General features: G+C 70.3%; 12 protein-coding genes. 6 read left to right on the top strand and 6 right to left on the bottom strand.

Annotated elements, in window-relative coordinates; all coding sequences use genetic code 11:
• Window positions 1-57: 57 nt before the first annotated feature.
• Complete coding sequence (gene erpA / locus ACIP4P_RS14325; protein ID WP_350515887.1) at window positions 58-411, top strand: iron-sulfur cluster insertion protein ErpA; 354 nt, start codon at window positions 58-60, stop codon at window positions 409-411.
• Between the two features lie 99 nt (window positions 412-510).
• On the opposite strand, the gene ACIP4P_RS14330 is transcribed toward erpA, so the two are convergent.
• Both ACIP4P_RS14330 and ACIP4P_RS14335 read right to left on the bottom strand, forming a co-directional pair.
• Complete coding sequence (locus tag ACIP4P_RS14330) at window positions 511-1197, bottom strand: hypothetical protein (protein WP_400917755.1); 687 nt, start codon at window positions 1195-1197, stop codon at window positions 511-513.
• A 102-nt stretch (window positions 1198-1299) separates the two neighbouring features.
• Entirely contained in the window at window positions 1300-1509 is a 210-nt protein-coding gene (locus ACIP4P_RS14335; protein WP_400917757.1) for a hypothetical protein, read from the bottom strand.
• Between the two features lie 279 nt (window positions 1510-1788).
• On the opposite strand from ACIP4P_RS14335, the gene ACIP4P_RS14340 reads away from it, so the two are divergent.
• Window positions 1789-2766: a carbohydrate kinase family protein gene (locus tag ACIP4P_RS14340; RefSeq protein ID WP_400917759.1), complete on the top strand. Its 978-nt coding sequence runs from the start codon at window positions 1789-1791 to the stop codon at window positions 2764-2766.
• On the opposite strand, the gene ACIP4P_RS14345 is transcribed toward ACIP4P_RS14340, so the two are convergent.
• On the bottom strand, window positions 2759-4204 hold the full coding sequence (locus ACIP4P_RS14345; protein ID WP_400917760.1) for a cysteine desulfurase/sulfurtransferase TusA family protein: 1446 nt from the start codon (window positions 4202-4204) through the stop codon (window positions 2759-2761). The genes ACIP4P_RS14340 and ACIP4P_RS14345 overlap by 8 nt on opposite strands.
• Window positions 4205-4520: 316 nt before the next feature.
• On the opposite strand from ACIP4P_RS14345, the gene coxB reads away from it, so the two are divergent.
• The 4 genes from coxB to ACIP4P_RS14365 all read left to right on the top strand — a co-directional run bounded on the left by coxB (window position 4521) and on the right by ACIP4P_RS14365 (window position 9013).
• Complete coding sequence (gene coxB, locus ACIP4P_RS14350) at window positions 4521-5375, top strand: cytochrome c oxidase subunit II (protein ID WP_350515892.1); 855 nt, start codon at window positions 4521-4523, stop codon at window positions 5373-5375.
• Window positions 5372-7147 carry a cytochrome c oxidase subunit I gene (gene ctaD / locus ACIP4P_RS14355; protein WP_350515893.1) on the top strand — a complete coding sequence of 592 codons (1776 nt, stop codon included), beginning with the start codon at window positions 5372-5374 and terminating at the stop codon, window positions 7145-7147. The genes coxB and ctaD overlap by 4 nt, the downstream gene beginning before the upstream one ends.
• Window positions 7147-7569 carry a cytochrome c oxidase subunit 4 gene (locus tag ACIP4P_RS14360; protein WP_188304003.1) on the top strand — a complete coding sequence of 141 codons (423 nt, stop codon included), beginning with the start codon at window positions 7147-7149 and terminating at the stop codon, window positions 7567-7569. The genes ctaD and ACIP4P_RS14360 overlap by 1 nt, the downstream gene beginning before the upstream one ends.
• 187 nt (window positions 7570-7756) lie before the next feature.
• A complete protein-coding gene (locus ACIP4P_RS14365) occupies window positions 7757-9013 on the top strand; it encodes an Ig-like domain-containing protein (protein ID WP_350515894.1) in 1257 nt (418 codons plus the stop codon).
• A 19-nt stretch (window positions 9014-9032) separates the two neighbouring features.
• Here the strand turns inward: ACIP4P_RS14365 and ACIP4P_RS14370 are convergent, their stop codons facing one another.
• From ACIP4P_RS14370 to ACIP4P_RS14380, 3 genes are all read right to left on the bottom strand, one after another.
• Window positions 9033-9404: a GntR family transcriptional regulator gene (locus ACIP4P_RS14370; protein WP_350515895.1), complete on the bottom strand. Its 372-nt coding sequence runs from the start codon at window positions 9402-9404 to the stop codon at window positions 9033-9035.
• Window positions 9405-9521: 117 nt separating this feature from the next.
• Window positions 9522-11180 (bottom strand): cytochrome bc complex cytochrome b subunit, encoded by a 1659-nt coding sequence (locus ACIP4P_RS14375; RefSeq protein ID WP_400917762.1) that lies wholly within the window; start codon window positions 11178-11180, stop codon window positions 9522-9524.
• Window positions 11177-12229: a Rieske 2Fe-2S domain-containing protein gene (locus tag ACIP4P_RS14380; protein WP_400917763.1), complete on the bottom strand. Its 1053-nt coding sequence runs from the start codon at window positions 12227-12229 to the stop codon at window positions 11177-11179. The genes ACIP4P_RS14375 and ACIP4P_RS14380 overlap by 4 nt, the downstream gene beginning before the upstream one ends.
• Window positions 12230-12235: the final 6 nt, after the last annotated feature.

Genomic DNA, 12235 nt, shown 5'->3' on the forward strand with positions numbered 1-12235 from the left:
CGGACGGTCCGTGGTTGGCACTGGCGGCAGACCGTCGTCAAGACCGGGAGAAAGCAGATGACCGTCCAGGACGAGACCACCGTCGAGAGTGGCATCCTCCTTACCGATGCCGCCGCGGCCAAGGTCAAGGCCCTGCTGGAGCAGGAAGGCCGCGAGGACCTGGCGCTGCGCGTCGCCGTCCAGCCCGGTGGTTGCTCCGGCCTGCGTTACCAGCTGTTCTTCGACGAGCGCTCGCTCGACGGCGACGTGCTCAAGGACTTCAACGGCGTCAAGGTGGTCACCGACCGCATGAGCGCCCCGTACCTGGGTGGCGCCACCGTCGACTTCGTCGACACCATCGAGAAGCAGGGCTTCACGATCGACAACCCGAACGCCACCGGCTCCTGCGCCTGCGGCGACTCGTTCAGCTAGGCCTGACGGCCGGCCTCGAACGGTGAGGCGGCTCCGGGGACTTCCCCGGGGCCGCCTCTTCGCGTTCCGACGCCTCCGCCGTCTCCGCCGCTCCCGCTGCTAGCGCGCGGGGCCGTCCGGGGTCACCGGGTCCGGGCCCATGTGGGCGTCGCCCTCCAGCGGCACCTCCTGGCCGCTGGTCCGGTCCACCACCGTCCGCCCGGCCAGCGGCGAGCGCAGGTCGGCGGAGACGGCCTGCCGCTTCGCCAGCGCGGTGCAGACCTGCCCCGGCTGGACGGCGGGCGGGCCCGGCACGACCGCGACGTCCACCTGGCCGGACTGCGACTCGTCCGCCTTCAGCGCGTACTTGGTGCAGACCCCGCCGAAGAAGTACACGGTCAGCTTGGTACCGCCGTCCAACCGGTAGCCGATCGGCGGGCGGACATTGGGATTGGCCGTGCCCGTCCCCGCCGGGTTCGGCTCGCCGGGGGCGATCCCGTTGGCCGGGGGAGTGGCCGCGCCCGAGGGCCGGCCCGGCGCGGGCTGGGCCGGGGTCGGGGACCAGCCGGTCGGCGGCGCCTGGCCGGACGGGCTCGCCGGGCCGGCCCCCTCGGACGGTGAGCCGGGGGCCGATGGTGCCGACGGGGAGGCGCTCGTCGAACCCGAGGCGCCCGCGGTGGCCGCCGCCGAGTCGGCGGAACCCTTGCCGTCCCCGTTGCACCCGGCCAGAGTCACCACCGCCGCCAGCGCGGCCACCGCCAGGGCCGTCGCCCGCCGTCCACGGCGCGGCATCGTCTCCAGATCCATCTGCACATCCTCCCGAGGGCTCAGCGGCGCCGCCTCCTCGGCCGCTCCGCGCGGATGTGACGTGCCCCGGTCGGATCCGGTTCCGTGCCGGTCCGGGTCGGCTCAGATGCCGTACTCGGCCATCCCGGCGACCAGCCGCTGCGCCCCGGACGGGACCCGGACACCGACGGACGCGGGGGTGGCCGGCTCCGGTCCGGCCGTCACCACCGGCCAGAACCGGCGCAGCCGCCGGGAGGAACTGACCAGGGCGTCCAGGGTCTCGCCGTCCGCGTCCGCCCGACGGGCGTCCGACGGGGAGTGGTTGGGCATCATCGGGCATCGCTCCGATCCAGGGCCGCGGCCGCACTGCCACGGCTGACGACGGGCCCCGCCCGGGTCCGGCAGGGCTCCTGAGGCCGACCCTAGGCCGGGCCCCGGAAGCCCACCAGTGCTACCCGGAGGTAGTACACGTTCGAGGGTGCCGGGTGCCACCACGGTCGGAGGGACGTCGAGCAGCTTGCGGGACTCTTGCTGGCGCGCCCGCCCGGACGGGTACCGTGGGTGGGTTCATCCACCCCCGCTGGCCCGTGTTGCCATCCTGAGGAGACCCCCGTGCGTATCGCCGTCGCCGGCTCGATCGCCACCGACCACCTGATGACGTTCCCCGGTCGGTTCGCCGACCAGCTCGTCGCCGAGCAGCTGCACACCGTGTCGCTGTCGTTCCTGGTCGACGCCCTGGACATCCGCCGTGGCGGGGTCGCCCCGAACATCGCGTTCGGCATGGGCGTGCTCGGGCTCCGCCCGGTCCTGGTCGGTGCCGCCGGCGCGGACTTCGCCGAGTACCGCAGCTGGCTGGAGCGCAACAACGTGGACTGCGACTCGGTCCACATCTCCGAGACCCGGCACACCGCCCGCTTCATGTGCACCACGGACGAGGACCACAACCAGATCGCCTCGTTCTACACCGGCGCCATGGCCGAGGCCCGCAACATCGAGCTCAAGCCGATCGCCGACCGGGTCGGCGGCCTCGACCTCGTGCTGATCGGCGCCGACGACCCGCAGGGCATGGTCCGGCACACCCAGGAGTGCCGCACCCGCGGTTACGCCTTCGCCGCCGACCCCTCCCAGCAGCTGGCCCGACTGGACGGCGAGGACATCCGCGAGCTGGTGGACGGCGCCTCGTTCCTGTTCACCAACGAGTACGAGGCCGCGCTGATCGAGACCAAGACCGGCTGGGACGCCGAGGAGCTGCTCACCCGGGTCGGCACCCGGATCACCACCCTGGGCAGCAAGGGCGTCCGGATCGAGCGCAAGGGCGAGGCCCCGATCGTGGTCGGCTGCCCGGCCGAGGACGCCAAGGTCGACCCGACCGGCGTCGGCGACGCCTTCCGGGCCGGCTTCCTGGCCGGTCAGTCCTGGGCGCTCGACCTGGAGCGCTCGGCCCAGCTCGGCTGCATGCTCGCCACCCTGGTGATCGAGACCGTCGGCACCCAGGAGTACGAGCTGCGCCCGACCGCCTTCCTGAAGCGCTTCGAGGCCGCCTACGGCGCCGAGGCCGCCGCCGAGATCAGCGCCCACCTGGTCAAGTAGTCCGCCGGACGAGGTAGGCCGAGCCCCGGTCGCCGCCGTAGTCGGCGGCCGGGGCCTCGCCCGCGTACTCCTGGTCGCGCATCCCGCACCAGGCCGGGATGTCCAGCCGGGCCGCCTCGTCGTCCGCCAGCACGACGACCGTGCCGCCCACCGGCACCTCGCCGATCCGCTTCGCCAGCTCGATCACCGGCAGCGGACAGCGCTTCCCCAAGGCATCGAGAACCAGGAGCGGTGCGGACGCGGCCGCAGGCGCGGGCAGGTCCAGCCCGAGCGGCGCCCGGACCCCGGCGACCAGCTCGGGCAGCACGGTGAGGAAGCGCTCCACGTCCGCCTCGGCCGTCCCGTACGGCAGCGAGACCCGGACGTTGCCCTCGGTGAGCACCCCCATCGCGGCCAGCACATGGCTCGGCGTCAGGGTGGAGGAGGTGCAGGAGGAGCCGGAGGAGACCGCGAAGCCCGCCCGGTCCAGCTCGGTCAGCAGCACCTCGCCGTCCACGTACAGGCAGGAGAAGGTGACGAGGTGCGGCAGCCGCCGCACCGGGTCGCCGACCACCTCGACCTCGGGCACCAGCTGCGGCACCCGGGCGCGGATCCGCTCCACCAGCGCGTGCAGCCGGGCGTTCTCCCGCTCGGCCTCGGCCCGGACGGCCCGCAGCGAGGCGGCCGCGGCCACGATCGCCGGGACGTTGACGTACCCGGGCACCCGCCCGCCCTCGCGTTCGTCGGCCGGCAGCGGGGAGGCGTACCGGACGCCCTTGCGCACGGCGAGGACCCCGACCCCGGGCGGACCGCCCCACTTGTGCGCGCTCGCGGTCAGCAGCGACCAGCCCGCCGGGACGTCCACCCGCCCGGCGCTCTGCGCCGCGTCGACCAGCAGCGGCACCCCGGCCCCGGCGCACAGCGCGGCCACCTCGTCGACCGGCTGGACGGTGCCCACCTCGTGGTTGGCGCTCTGCAGGGCGGCCAGCGCGGTGTCCGGGCGGAGCAGGGCGCCGAAGGCCGCCGGGTCGACCCGTCCGCCGCGGTCGACCGGGACGACCGAGACCTCGCCGCCGGAGGCCTCGTGGCGCTCCGCGACGTGCAGCACGCTGGAGTGCTCCACCGCGGAGTGCACCAGGTGCCCGCCGCGCCGCCGGTTCCCGGACAGGGCGCCCAGCAGGCCGAGTTGGACGGCCTGGGTGCCGCTGGCGGTGAAGGAGATCTCGTCGGCCCGCGCGCCCAGGACGGCGGCGACCGTCTCCCGGGCGGCGTCCAGCAGCATCCGGGCCTGTCGGCCGGAGCGGTACAGCCGGGCCGGATCGGCCCAGCCCTCGTCCAGGGCGGCGGTCAGGGCCTGCCGCGCGACGGGGTGCAGAGGGGCCGTCGAGGCCACGTCGAAGTACACGGTCACATTTAACGACACACCCGGGAACGGGGTGGCGGCGGCGGGATTGCTCACCGGTCGTCAGTCGATCATCCCGAATGTCCGCTTCGTCCGGTCCCGACGGGCCGTCACCCGCGATGTTCGAGGTCATCCCCCGATCGGGCGTAAGGACCTCGAATGCCTACGATGACCTGCGGCGCAGCCCCTGCCGGGCCTGATCGGGCGACCGGGCGGCGCGTTACCGGGGGCTGCCCGTCAGGAGCGCATAAGGCTGGAGTAGGGTTTGGCCCGCATAAGCATTCAAACCGTGCCCGTGGACGGGTCGCCGGAGGGGCTCACACTCCCCTCCCGGTGCGACGCGAAGGCGGGCGAGACTTCGGGAAGGCGCTACGTGAGTCCCAACGGCTCCGACCGCTCGCCGCGGCGCACGATGCGGCGGAAGCTGCCTCAGGCGCTGGCACTGGGCCTCGTCATCGCGACCGCCACCGGCTGCTCGGCCAACGACCTCCCCAGGCTTGGCCTCCCGAGTCCGGTCACGAAGGAAGGACCCATGGTCCTCCAGATGTGGCAGGGCTCCTGGATCGCGGCGCTGGTGGTCGGCGTACTGATGTGGGGTCTGATCATCTGGAGCGTGATCTTCCACCGGCGCAAGCGCACCGGCGTGGAGATCCCCCCGCAGACCCGGTACAACGTGCCCATCGAGGCGCTCTACACCGCGGTCCCCATCATCATCGTCTCGGTCCTCTTCTACTTCGTCGCCCGCGACGAGTCGAAGCTGATCTCCGTCTCCGCCAAGCCGCAGCACTACGTCAACGTGGTGGGCTTCCAGTGGAGCTGGGCGTTCAACTACGAGAACACCGAGACCCCCGACCCGGCCAACAAGGACGCCGCGTACGACGTCGGTACGCCCAAGGACGCTCCGACGCTCTGGCTGCCGGTCAACGAGACGGTGCAGTTCCGACTGACCTCTCGTGACGTCATCCACGACTTCTGGCCCGTCAACTTCATGATGAAGATGGACGTCGTTCCGGGCGTGGTGAACAAGTTCGAGGTCACCCCGACCGTCAAGGGCGACTACATGGGCAAGTGTGCCGAGCTCTGCGGCGTCGACCACTCGCGCATGCTGTTCAACGTCAAGGTCGTCGATCGCGCCGACTACGACAAGCACCTGGCCGAGCTCCGTGCGAAGGGCCAGGAAGGCGCGGTGCCCTCCGGCGTCATCACCATGGGAAGTGAAGCGAAGTGACCATCCTCAACGAGCCCGCCGCGGCCGGCGGGGGCGCCGAGGCCGTCACGGTCGGGGCGCAGCGGACCCGCAAGCCGGGTTCGACCATCATCAAGTGGTTGACCACCACTGACCACAAGACGATCGGCACGATGTACCTCGGTACGTCGTTCGCCTTCTTCCTGATCGGTGGCATCCTCGCCCTGGTCATGCGCGCCGAGCTGGCTCGTCCCGGGACCCAGATCCTGTCGAACGAGCAGTTCAACCAGGCGTTCACGATGCACGGCACGATCATGCTGCTGATGTTCGCGACCCCGCTGTTCGCGGGCTTCGCGAACTGGATCATGCCGCTCCAGATCGGTGCCCCGGACGTGGCCTTCCCGCGTCTGAACATGTTCGCGTACTGGCTGTACCTCTTCGGTTCGTCGATCGCGGTCGGCGGCTTCCTGACCCCGAACGGCGCCGCCGACTTCGGCTGGTTCGCCTACTCCCCGCTGTCGGACGCGGTGCACTCGCCCGGCGTCGGCGGCGACATGTGGATCATGGGTCTGGCCTTCTCCGGCTTCGGCACGATCCTCGGTGCGGTCAACTTCATCACCACGATCATCTGCATGCGCGCTCCGGGCATGACGATGTTCCGGATGTCGATCTTCGTCTGGAACGTCCTGCTGACCTCGGTGCTGGTCCTGCTGGCCTTCCCGGTGCTCGCCGCCGCGCTGTTCGCCCTGGAGGCGGACCGCAAGTTCGGGGCCCACGTATTCGATCCCGCCAACGGCGGGGCGATGCTGTGGCAGCACCTGTTCTGGTTCTTCGGCCACCCCGAGGTGTACATCATCGCGCTGCCGTTCTTCGGCATCGTGTCGGAGATCATCCCGGTCTTCAGCCGCAAGCCGATGTTCGGCTACTCCGGCCTGATCGCGGCCACCATCGCGATCGCCGGTCTGTCCGTGACGGTGTGGGCGCACCACATGTACGTCACCGGGCAGGTGCTGCTGCCGTTCTTCTCCTTCATGACCTTCCTGATCGCGGTCCCGACCGGTGTGAAGTTCTTCAACTGGGTCGGCACCATGTGGAAGGGCTCGCTGAGCTTCGAGACCCCGATGCTCTGGACGGTCGGCTTCCTGGTCACCTTCCTCTTCGGTGGTCTGACCGGTGTCCTGCTGGCCTCCCCGCCGATCGACTTCCACGTCTCGGACTCGTACTTCGTCGTCGCCCACTTCCACTACGTGGTCTTCGGTACCGTCGTCTTCGCGATGTTCGCCGGCTTCCACTTCTGGTGGCCGAAGATGACCGGCAAGATGCTGGACGAGCGCCTCGGCAAGATCACCTTCTGGACGCTGTTCTTCGGCTTCCACACCACCTTCCTGGTGCAGCACTGGCTCGGCGCGGAGGGCATGCCCCGCCGCTACGCCGACTACCTGGCCTCGGACGGCTTCACCACGCTGAACACCGTCTCGACCATCGGCTCCTTCGTGCTCGGCCTGTCGATCCTGCCGTTCCTCTACAACGTCTGGAAGACCGCCAAGTACGGCGAGAAGGTCGAGCAGGACGACCCGTGGGGCTTCGGCCGCTCCCTGGAGTGGGCGACCTCCTGCCCGCCGCCGCGGCACAACTTCCTCACCCTGCCCCGGATCCGCTCCGAATCCCCGGCCTTCGACCTCCACCACCCGGAGATCGCCGCGCTGGACTACCTGGAGAACCACGGCGAGCCGGCCAAGCACCTCGCCGGTGTGACCCCGGCGAAGTACGACGCCCCGAAGCTGGGCAAGGGCAAGCAGGAGGGTGACGCCTGATGAAGGAACAGGGAAAGATCTTCCTCGGTCTGGCGGTCTTCGTGCTGGCGATGGCCATCACGTACGGCCTGTGGACCAGCCACGCGAGCAACGGCCCGGGTCTGGAGGCAGCCGGTACCACCGCGCTGTTCCTGGCCTTCGGCCTGTGCGCCTTCATCGGGTACTACCTCGCCTTCACCGCCCGTCGGGTGGACAGCGGCGCGGGTGACAACCCCGAGGCCGAGGTCGCGGACGACGCCGGCGAGCTGGGCTTCTTCGCCCCGCACAGCTGGCAGCCGCTGTCGCTGGCGCTCGGTGGCGCGCTCGCCTTCCTGGGCGTGATCTTCGGCTGGTGGCTGATGTTCTGGGCCGCTCCGATCATCCTGATCGGCATCTTCGGATGGGTCTTCGAGTTCTACCGGGGCGAGAACCAGAACCAGTAGGTTCGGCAGGTTCCGTTGCCGACACCAGGGCCGGTCTTCCCGTACGGGGGGACCGGTCCTGCTGCGTCCGGGGAGTGACGAGCTCACTCGCCCGGGTGAACGGGAGGTCGCTCGGATGTCGTTCGATCCGGGCGGTTCCTACGATCTGAGCAATCGTGCGAATAGTGCGGACCCCTCGGAGGCGGTCATGGCCGACAGGCGCGGAATCGCAGGCATCGGCAGCATCTCGCTGGCCCTGGCAGTGCTGGCCCCCTTGGCCGCCTGCTCCTCAGGCGAGGACGATCCCGCCGGCCCGCACCGGATCGACGCGGGTCCACTCGTCCACCTCTCGGCCGAGGGCAAGGTCGACCCGTCCAAGCCGGTCACCGTGACCGCCGTGGCGGGAAGCCGGCTCACGGACGTCACCGTGGTCGGCCCGGACGGCCGGGTGGTGGCCGGGCGGCTCGCCGACGACCAGCGCAGTTGGCAGACCACCGGCCGGCTGAAGGCCGGCACCGCCTACGCCGTCCGGATCGCCGCCGACGACGGCCGCAACGGCCGCGGCGACACCACCCAGGGCTTCACCACCCTGGCCGCCCAGCGCCTGCTCACCGCCGAGCTCGGCCCGGAGACCTCCAGCAGCGGCGTCTACGGGGTGGGCCAGCCGCTCACCGTGACGCTCTCCGAGGCGGTGAAGGACCCCCAGGCCCGCCAGGAGGTCGAGCGGGTGCTCACCGTGAGCTCCCAGCCGGCCGTCACCGGCGCCTGGTACTGGGTGGACGACAAGAACCTGCACTTCCGCCCGGAGGACTACTGGCCGGCCGGGACGGCCGTGGCGCTGGCCTTCGACGGCACCGGCGTCCGGATCTCCGACGGCCTCTACGGCGGCGACCGCACCTCGATCCGGATGCGGATCGGCGCGCGGGTCGAGTCGGTCGTCGACGCGGCGGCCCACCAGCTCACCCTCAAGCGTGACGGCGAGGTGGTCCGGACCATCCCGGTGACCACCGGCAAGCCCGGCTTCGACACCCGCAACGGCGTCAAGGTGGTGCTCGGCCAGGAGCGCTCGGTGCGGATGAACGGCGAGACCATCGGAATAAAGGCCGGGAGCTCGGAGTCGTACGACCTGGACGTGCTGTGGGCCACCCGGGTGACCTGGAGCGGCGAGTACGTCCACGCGGCGCCCTGGTCGGTCGGTGCGCAGGGCGTCGAGAACGTCAGCCACGGCTGTACCGGCATGAGCACCGACAACGCCAAGTGGTTCTACGACAACACCCGGATCGGGGACCTGGTGACGGTGGTGAACAGCCGCGGCGCCACCATGGAACCCTTCGGCAACGGCTTCGGAGACTGGAACGTCTCCTGGACGGACTGGGTCAAGCACAGCGCCCTCGGACAGCCCCTCGGCACCACCGCCCCGCCCTCCCAGGCGCCCGCCGCAGGGATGATGCGCCCGGAGGTCTGATCCGGGCCAGGATGGGGCGTCACGCCCCGGGATAGGCCAGGTCCAGCGCGGTGACCACGGCGGCCAGGGCGTCCGGCCGGGAGAGCCCCAGCCGGTGCGCCCGCGCCGCGTACTCGGCGGCGGCCTCGGCGGCCAGCCGGTGGGCGGCGTCCCCGGTGGCGGCGATCAGGGTGCCGCGCCGGCCGTGGGTCTCCACCACTCCGTCCGCCTCCAGCTCCTTGTAGGCCCGGGCGACCGTCCCGGCGGCCAGCCCCAGCTCCTCGGCGAGGGCCCGTACGGTCGGCAGCCGCAGCCCGGTCGGCAGCGCGCCGGAGCGGGCCTGCTCGGCGATCTGGGCGCGGATCTGCTCGTACGGGGGAGTGGCGGCGGCGGGGTCGACGGACAGCTGCACGGACGGCTCCTGGAGGCGCTGCGGGTACGGGGCTGGTGGACGGGCAAAGGCCGAGGGCCGCCGACCAGGTGAACTCTGGTCAGCGGCCCTCGGGGGTGACGCGCGGTGCGTACGGGATCAGTGGTGGCCGTGGCCGCTGGTGATCTCGTGGTGCTCCTCGGCGGTGGGCTTGGGGATCTGGCTGCCCTCGCCGTAGAAGCCGCGGGAGAGCTTGGCCCGGGTGCGGGTGAGGGCGCCGGCCTTGCGGGCCACGCCGTTCTCGTCCGTCTGGGCCGGCAGCTCGACCGGCTGGATCTGCTCGTGCGCCGTGAGGGTGTGCAGGTCCTTCGACGGCAGCTGGGCGTGCACCTCGACGAACTCACCGTGCGGCAGGCGCTTGATGACACCGGTCTCGCGGCCGTGCAGCACCTTCTCCTTGTCACGGCGCTGGAGGCCGAGGCACCAGCGCTTGGTGATGATGAAGGTGATGACCGGGACGGCGAAGAAGCCGACGCGGACGAAGTAGGTGATCGAGTTGAGCGACAGGTGGAAGTGCGTGGCGAACAGGTCGTTGCCACCACCGATCAGCAGCACCAGGTACAGGCTGATCCAGGCCGCACCCAGGGCCGTGCGGACCGGGGCGTTGCGCGGGCGGTCCAGGATGTGGTGCTCGCGCTTGTCGCCGGTGATCCAGCCCTCGATGAACGGGTAGACCGCGATGGCGACCAGGACCAGCGGGAAGATCATCAGCGGGATGAACACACCCAGGTTCAGGGTGTGGCCCCACAGGCTGATCTCCCAGCCCGGCATGACGCGGATCAGACCCTCGGAGAAGCCCATGTACCAGTCGGGCTGGGCGTCGGTCGACACCTGGTCCGGACGGTACGGGCCGTAGGCCCAGATCGGGTTGATCGTGGCGATCGCCGAGATGGCGGCGATGATGCCGAAGACCAGGAAGAAGAAGCCACCGGCCTTGGCCATGTAGACCGGCATCAGCGGCATGCCGACGACGTTCTTCTCGGTCTTGCCCGGGCCCGCCCACTGGGTGTGCTTGTGGTAGAAGACCAGGATCAGGTGCGCCACCAGCAGGCCGAGCATGATGCCCGGGATCAGCAGCACGTGGATGGTGAAGAACCGCGGCACGATGTCGTGGCCGGGGAACTCGCCCCCGAACAGGAACATCTGGATGTAGGTGCCGACCAGCGGGACCGCGAGGATCGCGCCTTCCATGAAGCGGATACCGGTGCCGGACAGCAGGTCGTCGGGCAGCGAGTAGCCGAAGAAGCCGTCGAACATGCCCAGGACCAGCAGCAGGAAGCCGAAGACCCAGTTGATCTCACGCGGCTTGCGGAACGCGCCGGTGAAGAACACGCGCATCATGTGCACGAGCATGGCGGCCACGAAGACCAGGGCGGCCCAGTGGTGGATCTGGCGGATCAGCAGACCGCCGCGGATCTCGAAGCTGATGTCCACCGTCGAGGCGTACGCCTCGGACATCCCGATGCCCTTGAGCGGCACGTACGAGCCGTTGTAGACGACCTCGGCCATCGACGGCTTGAAGAACAGCGTCAGGTAGACACCGGTCAGGATGATGATGACGAACGTGTAGAGGCAGATCTCGCCCAGCATGAAGGACCAGTGGTCCGGGAAGATCTTCCGCAGGTTGGCCTTGGCGAGGGAGTAGATCCCCAGCCGGCCGTCCGTCCAGTCCGCCGCGGACTCCCACTTGTTGGCGGGGTTGGCGCGCGTGCTGGAGGGCTTGGCGGCACCGGTCTTGGTGCTGCTCGCGCTACTCATCGAGCACGCTCCCAGAAGCTCGGGCCGACGGGCTCCGCGAAGTCGCCGGTGGCGACCAGGTGGCCCTTGTCGTCAGTGGTGATCTTCAGCTGCGGCAGCGGGTGGCCGGCCGGGCCGAAGATGACGCGCGCGCCGTCCGCCAGGTCGAAGGTCGACTGGTGGCAGGGGCAGAGCGCGTGGTGGGTCTGCTGCTCGTACAGGCTGATCGGGCAGCCGACGTGGGTGCAGATCTTGGAGTAGGCGAGGATCCCCTCGAAGCCCAGCTCCTTGGACTTGTCGTCCTTGATGTCGTCCGGCGCGATGCGCACCAGCATCAGGGCGTCCTTGGCGATGCGCTGCTGGAAGTCCTCGTCGTGGGTGGTGAGACCCTCCGGCATGGCGAAGGTCAGCGAGCCGATGACGAGGTCCTCGGGCTTCATCGGCTGCATGGTGCTCATGTTGACGAGCGCCAGCGGGGTGGCCGGGGTGGCCTCCTTCCAGCCGGTCTCCTTGAGCTTCTTCTCCGGCAGCGGGCCCAGGTCGCGGAGCAGGACCACGCCGGAGAGCGGGACCAGCGCCATCGACCCGATGAGGGTGTTGCGGATCATCTTGCGACGACCGAAGCCGGACTCGGCGGCACCGGTCTTGAACTGCTCGATGACGTCGTTGCGGACGTCGTCGTCAGCCTCGATCGGGTGACGCTCGGCGGGCAGCTCGACGTCCGACATCAGGGTGCGGGCCCAGTGGACCGCGCCCGCGCCGATCATGAACAGCGCGACGCCCAGGGTCAGGCCCAGTGCGAAGTTCAGCGCGCTGACGTGACCCAGCGGGAAGATGTAGACGATCTTGTCCGGGTCGATGGCCACGTAGGAGGCGATGAAGCCGATGGTGGCGAGCATCGAGACCACGAACATCAGCGAGACCTGACGCTCGGCGCGCTTGGCGGCCCGCTCGTCGATGTCGGTGCGGCGGGGCTCGTGGGCCGGCAGGCCCGGGTCGGCGAACGGGTTGCCGTGGTCGGCCACCTCGCCGGCGGAGCCGTGCGGCTCCGGGAGCTTGTCTTCTGACATGTCGTG

Origin of the sequence: Kitasatospora sp. NPDC089509, assembly GCF_044749365.1 — a bacterium.
GTDB lineage: Bacteria > Actinomycetota > Actinomycetes > Streptomycetales > Streptomycetaceae > Kitasatospora.

What these genes read in the sequence shown, in the direction of transcription:
- ACIP4P_RS14330 (WP_400917755.1), bottom strand. Translation starts at nt 1,197, where the DNA reads ATGGATCTGGAGACGATGCCGCGCCGTGGACGGCGGGCGACGGCCCTG.
- ACIP4P_RS14375 (WP_400917762.1), bottom strand. Translation starts at nt 11,180, where the DNA reads ATGAGTAGCGCGAGCAGCACCAAGACCGGTGCCGCCAAGCCCTCCAGC.
- ACIP4P_RS14335 (WP_400917757.1), bottom strand. Translation starts at nt 1,509, where the DNA reads ATGATGCCCAACCACTCCCCGTCGGACGCCCGTCGGGCGGACGCGGAC.
- ACIP4P_RS14365 (WP_350515894.1), top strand. Translation starts at nt 7,757, where the DNA reads ATGGCCGACAGGCGCGGAATCGCAGGCATCGGCAGCATCTCGCTGGCC.
- ACIP4P_RS14380 (WP_400917763.1), bottom strand. Translation starts at nt 12,229, where the DNA reads ATGTCAGAAGACAAGCTCCCGGAGCCGCACGGCTCCGCCGGCGAGGTG.
- erpA (WP_350515887.1), top strand. Translation starts at nt 58, where the DNA reads ATGACCGTCCAGGACGAGACCACCGTCGAGAGTGGCATCCTCCTTACC.
- ACIP4P_RS14360 (WP_188304003.1), top strand. Translation starts at nt 7,147, where the DNA reads ATGAAGGAACAGGGAAAGATCTTCCTCGGTCTGGCGGTCTTCGTGCTG.